Below are 12,817 nucleotides of genomic sequence, written 5' to 3' on the forward strand. Positions count from 1 at the left end.
CTTAAAAAGCCGCAGCGGATTTCTCTGCTGCGGCTTCCTCTTTTAATCTTCGCGAAACGCTTCGAAAGGCAGGTTAAAACGTTTAGCCAGCGCGGCTTTGTGTTTGTCTGTCAACGAACGTTCTCCTTTCAAAATTCGGTTTACATAAGAACGCTGACCAATTTCATTCACGAAGGATGACTGATTGAGATTATGTTGATCCATCAACACCCGCAGTAACGCGACACCGCCAGGTAATGCAGTGACACGCGCGTTGAACGCAGCAAATTCCGGCGCACTATCTTCATATTTCGCCACTTTATCGGTGAGCATTTCAATCAGCGGATGATCAGGTTGATGTTCAATCAGATACTCCACCAGTTCTAACGCCTGCTCATAATCAGCTTTGGCGTTACTTCCGCCCAGCAGCGGGACGGCTTTAATCAGATTGTTGCTGGCCTGGATGGCTTCGGCAATCATTCTTTGTTCTCCCGATAATGCTTTACCCATTTGTCATACTCGGCATGCGTTACAACGTGTTTAATGAAGATTCGTTGGGCTATAAAATCAGCAAAAAACATCACTCTGAGATTATTTCCGCCTACGTTAATCACCCACCATTTCGCCCGGTATTTCATTCGGTCAAGACTTGGAAAAAAGGCTCTGAGCGCATCTGGATCGGCAAAATCGTTGCCATTTAAAGTTCGATAAGTGGCATCCAATGCTGCTGCATCATTTGGAAAACTCCGTGTCGCTTCTGTAAACACTTTCCTTGAGATAACGTGCATCATTCCCTCGACATGTTCCAACATGGAAACATGGTAGCGCAACAATGCCATGTTTCCAAGCAGGAAACAAAATTTTAGCGGGTTTTTAAGAGAGGGGAAAATGTGCTGCGCAGCGTCCACGCGGCAAAGAGGCTACTTCAGCGTATACCCATCCGCATCGCGCCAAGCCGGGAAGCGTTCGCGGTAGGCTTGCAGCTCCTCCAGCGAAAGCTCCGCATCAAGACGCGCACGCGCAAAGGGCTCTCCACTCGCCAGAATCTCACCCAGCGGTGAAATGATTCGACTGTCGCCACTGTATTGATGCTGATTGCCATCGCTGCCGACGCGGTTACAACCGGCGACATAAGCCTGGTTTTCAATTGCACGGGCTAACAGCAGCGATTGCCAGTGCAGCGCACGCGGTGCCGGCCAGTTGGCGACATACAGCGCCAAATCGTAATCGTTGTGGTTACGCGAAAAAACCGGGAAGCGCAGGTCGTAGCAAATTTGCGGCAGAATCCGCCAGCCGCGCCACTCAAATACTTCACGTGTTTCGCCCGCCACATAGTGCTGATGTTCATTGGCCATGCGGAACAAGTGACGTTTGTCGTACTGATGCAACGTGCCGTCTGGCTCGACCAGCAAGAAGCGGTTCACCGCGCCTTTTTCCGTCTGGATTGCGGCGCTGCCGCCGACTAACGCATTGCTGGTTTGCGCGTGCGCGTGCAGCCACGCCACGACGTCATCCTGCGGCAGCGAACTTTCGGCAGCTTCCATAGCAAAACCGGTAGTGAACATTTCCGGCAGCAGAATGATGTCGCGGCCTGTAATGCCTTTCAGCACACCGTCGAAATGACGCAGGTTAGCCGCGCCATCCATCCAGCTCAGGGTTTCCTGCAGAACGGTAATTTTCAAAGCTGACATAAGCGCTCCGCAGCGGCGTCGAGCGTCGCTTCCTGTTTGGCAAAGCACAGGCGAATCAGCTTGTGCGGGAAAGGTTCGGCGCAGAACACCGACAGCGGAATCGCCGCCACGCCGACTTCTTTGGTCAGCAGCTGGCAGAAGCTCACGTCATCCAGATCGGAAATGGCGCTGTAATCGACCAGCAGGAAGTAAGTGCCTTCGCACGGCAGCAGCTTGAAACGGCTGGCGGAGAGCGCCTGGATAAAGCGATCGCGGCGCGCGCGGTAGAACTCTGGCAGTTCGCGATAGTGCTCAGGCGCCTGACGCAGCATGTCGGCAATCGCCAGCTGTGCTGGCGTATTCACCGAGAAGGTCAGATATTGATGCACCTTACGGATTTCAGCGCTGATCGCCGCCGGGGCAATGCAGTAACCCACTTTCCAGCCGGTCATGTGGAAGGTTTTACCAAAGGATGACACCGCGATGGATCGCTGACGTAGTTCAGCATGCGCTAACACGCTGGCGTGGCCCTCTTCAGTGAAACAGATGTGCTCATACACTTCGTCGCTCAGCACATAGATTTCCTGCTCCGCAATCGCCTGCCACAGCTCGGCATAATCGCTTTTGCGCCACACGGTGGCGGACGGATTATGCGGCGTGTTCAGGATCACTAAGCGGGTTTTGCTGCTCAGCAGGCCGCGAAATTCGCGCCAGTCAACGCGGAAACCCGGCGGCTGCAGGGCGATGCGTTTTAACACGCCGCCCGCCAGTTGCACCGCAGGCGCGTAGCTGTCGTAGCTTGGGTCAAAGCAGATCACTTCATCACCTTGACGCACCAGCGCGGTGATCGCTGCGTACAACGCTTCGGTCGCGCCCGTCGTCACGGTGATATCGCTGTTGACGTCAGGCGTGTGGCCGTAAAGCGCAGCGGTTTTCTCAACAATCGCCTCACGCAGTGGCAGTACGCCGATCATCGGTGCATATTGGTTGGCGCCCTGACTCACGTGATGCGCCAGGCGCTCCTGCAAATAGCGCGGACCGTCAAAATCGGGGAAGCCTTGCGACAGGTTGATGGCGTTGTGCTGCTGCGCTAACGCACTCATTTGCGTAAAGATGGTGGTGCCGAGCGCCGGTAATTTGCTCTCGGGGATCAGGTTGTGCTGCGTCATTGTTTTGTGGCCTTAAGCGCGAATGTCGTTGCGGAGAAACCCTGTGTTGCTGCCACTATAAACAGGATGTTAACATTTGGCAATCGAGACGCTTAGACGTCTAAACTAATCTGCGGAGTCGGTATATCGCTATGACGGATTTTCTTCCACTGGAACATTTAGTGGCCGCCTGCCACTGGATTGGTGGCAAAGGCTGGGCACCTGCGACCGGCGGTAATATGTCGGTGCGGCAGGACGCGGAGTATTGTCTGCTGAGTGCGTCCGGCAAAGATAAAGGCAGCTTGACGCGCGATGATTTTATCCAGGTTGAAATCGCTACCAACGCCGTGCCATCGGGCCGCACGCCTTCGGCGGAGACCGGTCTGCATACCTTGATTTATCGCCTGTTTCCGCAGGCGGGTGCGGTGCTGCATACGCACACGGTCAACTCGACGGTGCTGTCGCGGGTGGAGAAGGGCGATGCGCTGCTGCTCAGTGGTTATGAGATGCAGAAAACGCTGGCCGGGCAGCAGACGCATCTGAACACCATCGCCATTCCCTTGTTCGATAACGATCAAGACATGACGGCGCTGGCGCAGCGCATTGAAGCTTTTGCCGCCGCTACGCCGCTGCAATATGGTTTTCTGCTGCGCGGCCACGGTTTGACCTGCTGGGGCAAGGACGTGAACGAAGCGCGTCGCCATCTGGAAGGTCTGGAATTTCTGTTTGAATGTGAACTGCAACGTCGCCTGCTGGAGGCCAAATGATCCGCGCCATTGTTACCGATATTGAAGGCACCACCAGCGATATCCAGTTTGTGCATCAGGTATTGTTCCCTTATGCGCGTCAGCATTTAGCGGCGTACGTGCGGGAAAATCATACCGATGAAAACGTCGCCGCCGCACTCAACGCGGTGCGTGCAGAGTCCGCTGCGCCTCAGGCCACGCTGGAGGAGCTGATTACCACACTCACGAATTATATCGATGAGGATCGCAAATCACCGGGCCTCAAAGCCCTGCAGGGCATGATTTGGCGCGCCGGCTACGTTGAAGGCCAGTTCACCGGCCACCTCTATCCCGACGTGCTGCCGGCTTTTGCGCGCTGGCAGCAGCAGGGGATTGGCCTGTATGTTTATTCCTCGGGATCGGTCGCCGCGCAAAAACTGTTATTTGGCTACAGCGATGAAGGTGATTTAACCTCGCTGGTCAGCGGCTATTTTGATACCGGCGTCGGCGCGAAACGTGAAGCGCAATCGTATCGCAATATCGCCGAAAAAATCGGCCTTGCGCCTGCGTCATTGCTGTTCCTGTCGGATATTCATCAGGAGCTGGATGCGGCAGCGGATGCGGGCTGGCATACCGTGCAGTTAATTCGTGGCGCGGCGGATAACGCCAGTCGTCATTACCAGGTCAACGATTTTTCCCAGATTAAACCGGAGTCGATTTAACATGAGTGCATTGACCATTTTTACCGATACCGAAGCCCAGCAACCGGTGTGGCACAGCACCGATGCCGAGGCGATTCGCGAGCGTCTTAACGCGAAAAACGTGCGCTTTGAACGCTGGGAAGCCGATCGCGATTTGGGTGCGGATCCTGATGCAGAGACGGTTATCAACGCCTATCAACATGCGATTGATCGTCTGGTGGCCGAGAAGGGCTATCAGAGCTGGGATGTGCTGAGCATGCGTGCGGATAATCCGCAGAAAGAGGTGCTGCGCACCAAGTTCCTTAACGAACATACGCATAGCGAAGATGAAGTACGCTTCTTTGTTGAAGGTTCAGGGCTGTTCTGTCTGCATCTGGAGGGCGAGGTGTATCAGATTTTGTGTGAGAAGAATGATCTGATCTCGGTGCCCGCTGGCACGGCGCACTGGTTTGATATGGGTTCTGAGCCGCACTTTACCGCGATCCGCATTTTCGATAATCAGGAAGGCTGGGTCGCGAATTTCACCGGCGATAAGATTGCTGATGCGTATCCGCGTTTGGCGTGATTTTATGCCCTCATCCTAACCCTCTCCCACAAGTGGGAGAGGGAACCGATCGTGCAAACAGGCAAGTATGGTTTTCCCCCTCGCCCGCTTGCGGGAGAGGGCCGGGGTGAGGGGAAAATTGCGCCTATTTACGGCAAAAATATCCCTTCCTCTACCTGCGCAGGCGTTACCACACCGGTATCCAGCACCCAACCGCTAATCAACGCCGCTGGCGTCACATCAAAGGCCGGGTTATAGACTGCCGCACTTTCCGGTGCCCACTGCACGCTACCAAAACTGCCTGCAACGCCGGTCACTTCGCTGGCGGCGCGCTGCTCGATAGGGATGGCGTCGCCGTTTGGACATTGACTATCCAGCGTGGTGTGCGGTGCGGCGACGTAGAACGGAATACCGTGATAGTGCGCCAGCACGGCCAGGCTATAGGTGCCAATCTTGTTAGCGACATCACCATTCGCTGCGATACGATCCGCGCCGACCCAAATAGCATCGACCACGCCGCGCGCCATTAGACTGGCGGCCATTGAGTCGGTAATCAGCTGATAAGGAATGTTTAGCTCACCCAGCTCCCACGCGGTTAAACGGCCACCTTGCAGCAGCGGCCGCGTCTCATCCACCCAGACATTTTTCACCAAACCTTGCTGGTGGGCATAAGCGATAACGCCGAGCGCCGTGCCGACGCCGGCCGTCGCCAGCCCACCGGTATTGCAGTGCGTCAGCAGCTGGCTGCCCGGTTTTACCAGCGTGCTGCCGGCGCGGGCGATGTTGTCACACAGTTGCTTATCTTCGGCCACCAGACGCAGTGCTTCGCGGCTCAGCGCCGTGACGAAATCACTTTCGGCCAACGCAGTTTTCATGCGATCAAGGTTATTCATCAGGTTCACCGCCGTTGGGCGCGCCGCGCGCAGCACCTCAAGCGCCGTCACTAATTCTGCGCGCGCTGCGCCTTGCTCACCCAGCAGCGCCAGCAGCAAGCTGGCTGAGAGGCCAATCAGCGGCGCACCGCGCACGCGCAAGGCATGAATGTGTTCGACCAACTGCGCGACGCTGTGCGCGGGCAGCCAGTTCTGTTGTTGTGGCAGCGCCTGCTGGTCAAGGATCCACAGTTGATTATCGCGAACCTCAAGGCTGGTGGTACGAAGTGTTTGCATGGTGTGAAATCCCTGTTGCGTTAATGCTGGCTATTGTGCCAACATGCGTAGCGGATGTATAGACGTCTGAACGGCTTATTACTATCGATAATCGAGGAACAGGCAATGTCGCAATACCGTACGTTCAATGCTGCCGATGCTGTGGAATATGCTCAACAATTTGGCGGCGTGGACGATCCGTCAGCGCTGGTGAGCGCCGAGGAGATCGGGGATGGCAATCTCAACCTGGTGTTTAAAATTTTCGATAATCAAGGCCGCAGCCGCGTGGTGGTAAAACAGGCGCTGCCCTATGTACGTTGTGTCGGTGAATCCTGGCCACTCACGCTGGATCGTGCGCGTCTCGAAGCGCAGACGTTGATTGAGCACTACAAACATTGCCCGCAGCACACCGTCAACGTCACTCATTACGATGCCGAATTGGCGGTGATGGTGATGGAGGATCTCTCCAGTCATCGTATCTGGCGGAGCGAATTGGTGAAGGGTGCGTATTATCCGCAGGCCGGTCGTCAGGTTGGCGAATATCTGGCGCAGACGCTGTTCCATACCTCCGATTTCTTCCTGCATCCGCATAAGAAAAAAGCCGAAGTGGCGCGTTTCATTAATCCGGAAATGTGCGAAATCACCGAAGACTTATTCTTCAACGATCCGTTTATTGACCATGAGCGCAACAAATATCCTGCGGCGCTGGAATCGCTGGTGGTCAGCCTGCGCAGCGACGATGCGCTAAAAATCGCCGTGGCCGGTCTCAAACACCGTTTCTTCGCCGATGCGGAAGCCTTGCTGCATGGCGATGTACACAGCGGTTCCATCTTTGTCGCCGATGGCAGCCTGAAAGTGATTGATGCGGAGTTTGGTTACTTTGGGCCGATAGGTTTTGATGTCGGCAGCGCGATAGGCAACTTGCTGATCAACTACTGCTGCCTGCCGGGCTTGCTGGCACCGCGTGAGGCGGCAGAAGGGCGTGAACGTCGTCTGAATGACGTGCAGGATATCTGTAATCAGTTTGCCAGCCGCTTCCTGGAATTGGCGAAAGAGAAAACCCGCGATGTGGCGCTGGCCTATCCCGGTTACGCCGAATCTTTCCTGCGCAAAGTGTGGCGCGATACCTTGGGTTATTGCGGTACCGAGTTGATCCGCCGCACGGTGGGAATGTCTCACGTTGCGGATTTCAAACAGATTGAAGATCAGACCATGCGCACCGAGTGTATTCGCAGCTGTATCACGCTGGGACGCACGCTGATTCTGGCTGCCGATCATGTTGCTGATGTGGATGCGCTGATTGCGCGGATTCGTCAGGCGGGTTAATGCTGGCGTCGGGAAATCAAGCAGGGCTGCAGAATAACCGGCTGACGCTGCGCAGCAAAAAAACAGATAGTTAAACTGCGGGGCGACGGGAGAGGTCGTTCCCGAGAGTGGAGAAAGAGAGGCCCTGGAAGTACCCGACAGCCAAAAGAAAAAATGCCAGTCAGGCTTAACTGACTGGCATTAGCCCCGTTTCCGGGGCTTTTTTTATTTCACGTTTAAGCTGGATTTTTTAGCTTCATAACGATGTGTTCAACACCCGGCTCATTCGGTAACAGCTGAAGGGACGATTCAATGACAGTAATTTTCCTGCGTTGATGTCATCCAGGCGGCCACGCACAATCTTATCGGTGTGAACGTTTAAGTCGATGCTAAAAACATCAGCGCTTGCGATCATTTTGTCACGTTCAGACTGTGGCAAGGCTTAAAATTCTTCGAAGTTCTTTGGAAAAGCTTTATTTGCTGAGTGAAAGTTAATTACTAACGGATTACGCAGAAGGACGTTCGTTCCATGCGTCCGTGTACTGGATATTACCATCCACAATACGCCAGGTGATTTTTTCATACTGCAGGCTGACGCTTTCCGTGTGGTTCAGCTTGTCATTGCCCGACAGTTTTGTGTTGGCCACGCCGCAGTTAACGCCGGTGACTTTCACGTTTTCCATCAGCACGGTGTAATAGCACACCTCTTGGCCCGCATCGCTGATGTTGTAGAAACGAATTTCGGCGCTTTTCAGCGTCTGGCCGGTGGCCGCTGCTTTATAGAGATAAGGCGTTGAGCTATCCACCTCTTTCTCGATCATCATTGATGAATGCTGGCGCGTGCCGGTTATTTTGCCGTTAGCGGTGTCTACCGGCAGGTTAATACCGTGGCTCAGGCCGATAATTTCAATGCTGCCTTCACGTTCGTGAACATCGACAGAACCTCTAATATCCGCGCCACCATCGTCTTTAAGCCACATATACGGAGGAATTGGCATTTATTTGCTCCTTATTTTTTTGATTAACTTCATTGTTAAAATGTAAATAACAACCGTGATGGGAATCACTGTGCATACGGACATGTAGAAATAGATGTCGTAAAAACGATCCGCTCCAATCTCTTCATTCCCGTAGATCATTTGGCCGATTTTCAAGGCTAATTGTTCGTTAAACCATAACTCTGGCGGGCCCAGAGTACGGGCGACAACGAGCATCAGCGCGAGAAAAAAAGCGACTTTGGCCGCTCTACGGGCAAGTGTTTGAATAACCACCGGCAACCACCTCAATGTATCCGCGCGCCATTAAATTTTTCATGCAAGGAACCGGGATCGGCGCTGTTATCAGAAGGGCATTACGAATTAGTGCATAGTCTGAATTAAGGTGGAGAGTTATACATCCTTCAGATACGCGGCCGGGATGAAGGCGAAATAATCCGCGTTTGACGTCATTAATCCACGTTTCATCATCAATGCTCAGATCGTCACGATATAAAGCAAACCATTCGTCGCGATCAAATTCAGCACCGTTAAAAACGCGGTTATATAAATCCTGTGACTTTGCCTTAGCCCATGAAAGCAGGCCACCCCTCCCACGCTCAACAATCCAGTATTTACCCGGTGGGATAGGCCCAACGTTTGGGACGGCCATACATGCAGGAATATTTCTGTAGGCACCTTTTCCGGAAAACGCCATGAAGACGCCCACGCCATACAGATTCAACGGCACGAAATCTGCGCCGTTCAAAATCATCTTACCAATAATTGGCATCGTTAATCCCTAACCTTTAATCCATGTAGTAACTGATGTTTACGTTACATCCCTCAGATTGTCAGGACCAGAAATAATTAGAGTTGGTGATCAATAAAGCTTTTACGATCACGCTTTGCTATTGGCGTTGTTAAAACAACAACGAGAGATAGAGAATCTCAACGAACAATCCCCCTTTCGCGCAAGACGTGCGACACAAACAGGATATTCGTTATGTCGCAGACGCTGACCGATCAGGATTTTAAGAACGCCGCCACCAAACTCAGCTGCAGTGAAGCCGCCGTGCGCGCCGTCGCCGAAGTAGAGAGCTCCGGTATCGGGAAATCAAGCAGGGGCTGCAGAATGACCGGCTGACGCTGCGCAGCAAAAAACCAGATAGTCAAACTGCGGGGCGACGGGAGAGGTCATTGCCGAGAGTGGAGAAAGAGAGGCCCTGGAAGTACCCGACAGCCAAAAGAAAAAATGCCAGTCAGGCTTAACTGACTGGCATTACTCCATGCGGAGCTTTTGTGTTTTAAGCGGCTTCACTGGCCCGCGGGTTGGATTTCGTCTGCGGCTTTGGCACCGCCAGCGCTTCCGGCGCGAAATCATCGACGTTAATCGCTTTCAAACGGCTGGCTTCCGCACGGATCAAGACCTGCGCTTCGCTCTCATCAATCCAGCCCGCTTTCAGGCCCTCTTGTGCCAGCGCATCCAGTCGGGTAAATGACAGATGCTTTTTCTGCTGCTTGCATAAACGATCGTGAATCACTTCGGCGGCCATCACATCCTGCAGCGCCTGCTCCAGCTGACCTGCAGGATTATGTGCGCTTGGTGCCAGATATTGGCCGCGGCCCAAACGGGTACGGGTCGCAGAAGGCAGCTGCAGCAGTTTCGCCAGCTTGTGGTCCAGTTTATCTGACGGTGCCGGGCAGTGATGACCACCGGCGAAAATCACCAGTCGCAGCGCACCGGCCACCATGCGGTTCGGGAAGTTACGCAGCAAATCATCCATCGCCACTTCGGCCTGATGCAGCGCATCCTGCACGCCCCAATGTACCAGCGGCAAATCGGCTTCGTTGCGGCCTTCATCGTCATAGCGCTTCAGGGTGGCGGAGGCCAGATACATCTGGCTCAGCACATCGCCGAGACGCGCCGAGATACGTTCACGACGTTTCAGGCTGCCGCCCAGCACCGCCATCGATACATCTGACAGCAGCGCGAGGTTGGCGCTCAAACGGTTGAGGTGTTGATAGTAGCGGCGCGTGGCGTCGCGGGTTGGTGTGGCGCTAGTGCGGCCGCCGGTTAAGCCCAGCCACAGGCTGCGTACTTTATTACTGCCTACGTGGCCAATGTGGCTGAACAGCGCGCGGTCAAAGGTCACCAAATCGTTTTTCGCTGCGGCGTTCATCTCTTCCAGCACCCACGGATGGCAGCGGATCGCGCCCTGGCCGAAGATAATCATGCTGCGCGTCAGGATGTTAGCGCCTTCCACGGTGATGGCGATCGGTGCGCCCTGATAAGCCCGCGCCAGGAAGTTGTTTTCGCCCAGCATAATGCCTTTACCGCCAGCGATATCCATCGCGTCGATAATCGCGCGCTGACCGCGATGGGTGCAGTGATACTTCACAATCGCCGATAGCACCGCCGGTTTTTCACCGAGCATAATGCCGCTGGTGATCAGTGTCGCGGCAGCATCCATCACGTAGGCGTTACCAGCAATGCGCGCTAGCGGCTCTTCGATCCCTTCCATCTTGCCGATAGAGACTTTGAACTGACGGCGGATGTGCGCATAGGCACCGGTCGCCAGCGCAATGCTTTTCAGGCTGCCGGTAGAGTTCGAAGGCAGCGTGATGCCGCGACCGACTGAAAGACACTCCACCAGCATGCGCCAGCCCTGGCCGGCCATGGATGGGCCGCCGATGATGTAGTCGATGGGTACGAAAATGTCTTTACCGCGCGTCGGACCGTTCTGGAACGGCACGTTGAGCGGGAAGTGACGTTGGCCGATCTCTACGCCAGGCGTGTGCGTTGGGATCAGTGCGCAAGTGATGCCAAGCTCTGTAGTCTCGCCCAGCAGATGATCCGGATCGGAGAGTTTGAACGCCAGGCCTAACACGGTGGCAATCGGTGCCAGCGTGATATAGCGCTTGTTCCAGGTAAGACGCATGCCCAGCACTTGCTGACCTTGCCACTCGCCCATGCACACCACGCCGGTATCGGGAATTGCGCCGGCATCCGAACCCGCTTCCGGGCTGGTCAGTGCAAAGCACGGGATCTCATCACCGCGCGCCAGACGCGGCAGGTAATGATCTTTCTGCTCATCAGTACCGTAATGTTGCAGCAGTTCGCCGGGGCCGAGTGAGTTCGGTACGCCAACGGTGATCGCCAGAATGCCGGAGACGCCCGCCAGTTTCTGCAGCACGCGCGCCTGCGCATAGGCGGAGAATTCCAGGCCGCCATACTCTTTCTTAATGATCATGGCGAAGAAGCGATGCTGTTTCAGATACGCCCACAACTCCGGCGGCAGATCGGCCATTTCATGGGTGATTTCGAAGTCGTTCGCCATGCGGCACGCTTCTTCGACCGGACCATCGATAAAGGCCTGCTCCTCTTCGGTCAGGCGCGGCTGCGGATAGTTGTGCAGCTTCTGCCAGTCCGGTTTGCCGCGGAACAGGTCGCCTTCCCACCATGTGGTGCCGGCGTCGATCGCCTCTTTTTCGGTGCGCGACATCGGCGGCATCACTTTCTGGAAGCTGTGCAGCGCCGGTTTCGAGAACAGGCTGCGACGCATCACCGGCAGGTTAAATGGCAGCAGAATAATCGCCAGCGGCAGCAGCATCCATGGCGTCCATAGGTCAGCGGCCGCCAGCGCGCCGGTCCACAGCAGCAGAATTACGCTGCTCAGCTGAAGCGAAATTTGGTGGTAGAACAACACGCTAAGCAGGATTAGCGTCGCAACGATTGAGGCAACCAACATAATGAACCACTCCATAAGTAGTAAGAGGTCTGACCTGTTATGGATGTAGGTTTAGAATATGGGGCAAAATTTATCAATCTGTTTACATCGCAATTACAACACATCTCACAAATTCGTTGCAGGATACGCAACAACTGCCAAACTTGCTCGAGACGCCGCGCTTTTCCTTATGGCAGGCGCTTTGCGGCTTAGCCCCATTCCGTTAAACTTGCCGGGTCAATCTTTCCTCTAAAGGACATCTCTATGTATCAGGACATTATTCGCTCAGAACTCAATGAAGCAGCCGATACGCTCAACACGTTCCTGAGTGACGAAGCCAACATTCACGCCATTCAGCGCGCCGCAGTTCTGCTGGCCGATAGCTTTAAAGCAGGCGGCAAGGTGCTCTCCTGCGGTAACGGCGGCTCGCACTGCGATGCGATGCATTTTGCTGAAGAGCTGACTGGACGCTACCGTGAAAACCGTCCTGGCTACCCGGCGATTGCCATTTCTGATGTCAGCCATCTGTCGTGCGTCAGTAACGATTTTGGTTATGACTATGTGTTCTCGCGCTATATCGAAGCGGTAGGCCGTGAAGGCGATGTGCTGCTGGGTCTTTCTACGTCCGGTAACTCTGCCAACATCATCAAAGCCGTGGAAGCTGCGCGCGCGAAAGGCATGAAAGTGATTACTCTGACCGGCAAAGATGGCGGCAAGATGGCAGGTTCAGCGGATATCGAAATTCGTGTGCCGCACTTTGGCTATGCCGACCGCATTCAGGAGATCCACATCAAAGTGATCCATATTCTGATGCTGTTGATTGAAAAAGAGATGGTTAAGTCATGATGCGTTCCTCTCGCCGCGCGCGAGAGGATCTAACTTAAGGCGGTTG

General features: G+C 54.6%; 15 protein-coding genes and 2 pseudogenes. 8 read left to right on the forward strand and 9 right to left on the reverse strand.

From position 1 onward, the window contains the following. Positions 1-42: 42 nt before the first annotated feature. From P6287_RS04230 to P6287_RS04245, 4 genes are all read right to left on the reverse strand, one after another. Positions 43-459 (reverse strand): transcriptional regulator, encoded by a 417-nt coding sequence (locus P6287_RS04230; RefSeq protein ID WP_137386846.1) that lies wholly within the window; start codon positions 457-459, stop codon positions 43-45. Next, on the reverse strand, positions 456-767 hold the full coding sequence (locus P6287_RS04235; protein WP_101762563.1) for a type II toxin-antitoxin system HigB family toxin: 312 nt from the start codon (positions 765-767) through the stop codon (positions 456-458). Before P6287_RS04235 ends, P6287_RS04230 begins: the two co-directional genes overlap by 4 nt. A gap of 132 nt (positions 768-899) precedes the next feature. Then, the gene (locus tag P6287_RS04240) at positions 900-1,670 is read right to left on the reverse strand and encodes an amidohydrolase (protein ID WP_271460150.1); all 771 of its coding nucleotides are present in this window, start codon (positions 1,668-1,670) and stop codon (positions 900-902) included. After that, entirely contained in the window at positions 1,658-2,818 is a 1,161-nt protein-coding gene (locus P6287_RS04245) for a pyridoxal phosphate-dependent aminotransferase (RefSeq protein WP_101762533.1), read from the reverse strand. The genes P6287_RS04240 and P6287_RS04245 overlap by 13 nt, the downstream gene beginning before the upstream one ends. Positions 2,819-2,949: 131 nt before the next feature. Between P6287_RS04245 and P6287_RS04250 the strand changes: the two genes are divergently transcribed. From P6287_RS04250 to P6287_RS04260, 3 genes are read left to right on the forward strand one after another with little or no spacing between them, the layout of a single operon-like run. Beyond that, positions 2,950-3,564, forward strand: a complete 615-nt coding sequence (locus tag P6287_RS04250) for a methylthioribulose 1-phosphate dehydratase (RefSeq protein WP_101762532.1) — start codon at positions 2,950-2,952, stop codon at positions 3,562-3,564. Beyond that, on the forward strand, positions 3,561-4,244 hold the full coding sequence (mtnC, locus tag P6287_RS04255) for an acireductone synthase (protein WP_277974561.1): 684 nt from the start codon (positions 3,561-3,563) through the stop codon (positions 4,242-4,244). Before P6287_RS04250 ends, mtnC begins: the two co-directional genes overlap by 4 nt. A gap of 1 nt (position 4,245) precedes the next feature. Continuing rightward, positions 4,246-4,788 carry an acireductone dioxygenase gene (locus P6287_RS04260; RefSeq protein WP_101762530.1) on the forward strand — a complete coding sequence of 181 codons (543 nt, stop codon included), beginning with the start codon at positions 4,246-4,248 and terminating at the stop codon, positions 4,786-4,788. A 128-nt stretch (positions 4,789-4,916) separates the two neighbouring features. Here the strand turns inward: P6287_RS04260 and mtnA are convergent, their stop codons facing one another. Continuing rightward, entirely contained in the window at positions 4,917-5,936 is a 1,020-nt protein-coding gene (mtnA, locus tag P6287_RS04265; RefSeq protein ID WP_277974562.1) for an S-methyl-5-thioribose-1-phosphate isomerase, read from the reverse strand. A gap of 105 nt (positions 5,937-6,041) precedes the next feature. Between mtnA and mtnK the strand changes: the two genes are divergently transcribed. Both mtnK and P6287_RS04275 read left to right on the forward strand, forming a co-directional pair. Then, a complete protein-coding gene (gene mtnK / locus P6287_RS04270; protein ID WP_192415406.1) occupies positions 6,042-7,241 on the forward strand; it encodes an S-methyl-5-thioribose kinase in 1,200 nt (399 codons plus the stop codon). 83 nt (positions 7,242-7,324) lie between these two features. After that, a pseudogene (locus tag P6287_RS04275) lies at positions 7,325-7,411 on the forward strand (hypothetical protein); the annotation flags it as partial. Positions 7,412-7,726: 315 nt separating this feature from the next. Here P6287_RS04275 and tssD read toward each other — a convergent pair. Genes tssD through P6287_RS04290 form a run of 3 tightly spaced genes read right to left on the reverse strand, consistent with a single transcriptional unit; the run spans position 7,727 to position 8,987 of the window. After that, on the reverse strand, positions 7,727-8,218 hold the full coding sequence (gene tssD / locus P6287_RS04280; RefSeq protein ID WP_101762526.1) for a type VI secretion system tube protein TssD: 492 nt from the start codon (positions 8,216-8,218) through the stop codon (positions 7,727-7,729). Further along, the gene (locus tag P6287_RS04285; protein ID WP_277974563.1) at positions 8,219-8,491 is read right to left on the reverse strand and encodes a hypothetical protein; all 273 of its coding nucleotides are present in this window, start codon (positions 8,489-8,491) and stop codon (positions 8,219-8,221) included. Continuing rightward, entirely contained in the window at positions 8,466-8,987 is a 522-nt protein-coding gene (locus tag P6287_RS04290) for a DUF2778 domain-containing protein (RefSeq protein ID WP_192415404.1), read from the reverse strand. Before P6287_RS04290 ends, P6287_RS04285 begins: the two co-directional genes overlap by 26 nt. Before the next feature lie 213 nt (positions 8,988-9,200). On the opposite strand from P6287_RS04290, the gene P6287_RS04295 reads away from it, so the two are divergent. Both P6287_RS04295 and P6287_RS04300 read left to right on the forward strand, forming a co-directional pair. Continuing rightward, entirely contained in the window at positions 9,201-9,341 is a 141-nt protein-coding gene (locus P6287_RS04295; protein WP_192415402.1) for a hypothetical protein, read from the forward strand. After that, positions 9,293-9,466 (forward strand): annotated as a pseudogene (locus tag P6287_RS04300) (hypothetical protein); the annotation flags it as partial. The gene P6287_RS04295 and the pseudogene P6287_RS04300, both read left to right, overlap by 49 nt. A gap of 35 nt (positions 9,467-9,501) precedes the next feature. Here the strand turns inward: P6287_RS04300 and fadE are convergent. After that, positions 9,502-11,946, reverse strand: coding sequence for an acyl-CoA dehydrogenase FadE (fadE, locus tag P6287_RS04305; protein WP_101762524.1), 2,445 nt, complete (start codon positions 11,944-11,946; stop codon positions 9,502-9,504). 243 nt (positions 11,947-12,189) lie between these two features. On the opposite strand from fadE, the gene lpcA reads away from it, so the two are divergent. Beyond that, complete coding sequence (gene lpcA / locus P6287_RS04310) at positions 12,190-12,771, forward strand: D-sedoheptulose 7-phosphate isomerase (protein WP_064740353.1); 582 nt, start codon at positions 12,190-12,192, stop codon at positions 12,769-12,771. Positions 12,772-12,817 lie beyond the last annotated feature (46 nt).

Origin of the sequence: Pantoea sp. X85, assembly GCF_029623675.1 — a bacterium.
GTDB lineage: Bacteria > Pseudomonadota > Gammaproteobacteria > Enterobacterales > Enterobacteriaceae > Pantoea > Pantoea leporis.

What these genes read in the sequence shown, in the direction of transcription:
- P6287_RS04230 (WP_137386846.1), bottom strand. Translation starts at nt 459, where the DNA reads ATGATTGCCGAAGCCATCCAGGCCAGCAACAATCTGATTAAAGCCGTC.
- P6287_RS04235 (WP_101762563.1), bottom strand. Translation starts at nt 767, where the DNA reads ATGCACGTTATCTCAAGGAAAGTGTTTACAGAAGCGACACGGAGTTTT.
- P6287_RS04240 (WP_271460150.1), bottom strand. Translation starts at nt 1,670, where the DNA reads ATGTCAGCTTTGAAAATTACCGTTCTGCAGGAAACCCTGAGCTGGATG.
- P6287_RS04245 (WP_101762533.1), bottom strand. Translation starts at nt 2,818, where the DNA reads ATGACGCAGCACAACCTGATCCCCGAGAGCAAATTACCGGCGCTCGGC.
- P6287_RS04250 (WP_101762532.1), top strand. Translation starts at nt 2,950, where the DNA reads ATGACGGATTTTCTTCCACTGGAACATTTAGTGGCCGCCTGCCACTGG.
- mtnC (WP_277974561.1), top strand. Translation starts at nt 3,561, where the DNA reads ATGATCCGCGCCATTGTTACCGATATTGAAGGCACCACCAGCGATATC.
- P6287_RS04260 (WP_101762530.1), top strand. Translation starts at nt 4,246, where the DNA reads ATGAGTGCATTGACCATTTTTACCGATACCGAAGCCCAGCAACCGGTG.
- mtnA (WP_277974562.1), bottom strand. Translation starts at nt 5,936, where the DNA reads ATGCAAACACTTCGTACCACCAGCCTTGAGGTTCGCGATAATCAACTG.
- mtnK (WP_192415406.1), top strand. Translation starts at nt 6,042, where the DNA reads ATGTCGCAATACCGTACGTTCAATGCTGCCGATGCTGTGGAATATGCT.
- tssD (WP_101762526.1), bottom strand. Translation starts at nt 8,218, where the DNA reads ATGCCAATTCCTCCGTATATGTGGCTTAAAGACGATGGTGGCGCGGAT.
- P6287_RS04290 (WP_192415404.1), bottom strand. Translation starts at nt 8,987, where the DNA reads ATGCCAATTATTGGTAAGATGATTTTGAACGGCGCAGATTTCGTGCCG.
- P6287_RS04295 (WP_192415402.1), top strand. Translation starts at nt 9,201, where the DNA reads ATGTCGCAGACGCTGACCGATCAGGATTTTAAGAACGCCGCCACCAAA.
- fadE (WP_101762524.1), bottom strand. Translation starts at nt 11,946, where the DNA reads ATGTTGGTTGCCTCAATCGTTGCGACGCTAATCCTGCTTAGCGTGTTG.
- lpcA (WP_064740353.1), top strand. Translation starts at nt 12,190, where the DNA reads ATGTATCAGGACATTATTCGCTCAGAACTCAATGAAGCAGCCGATACG.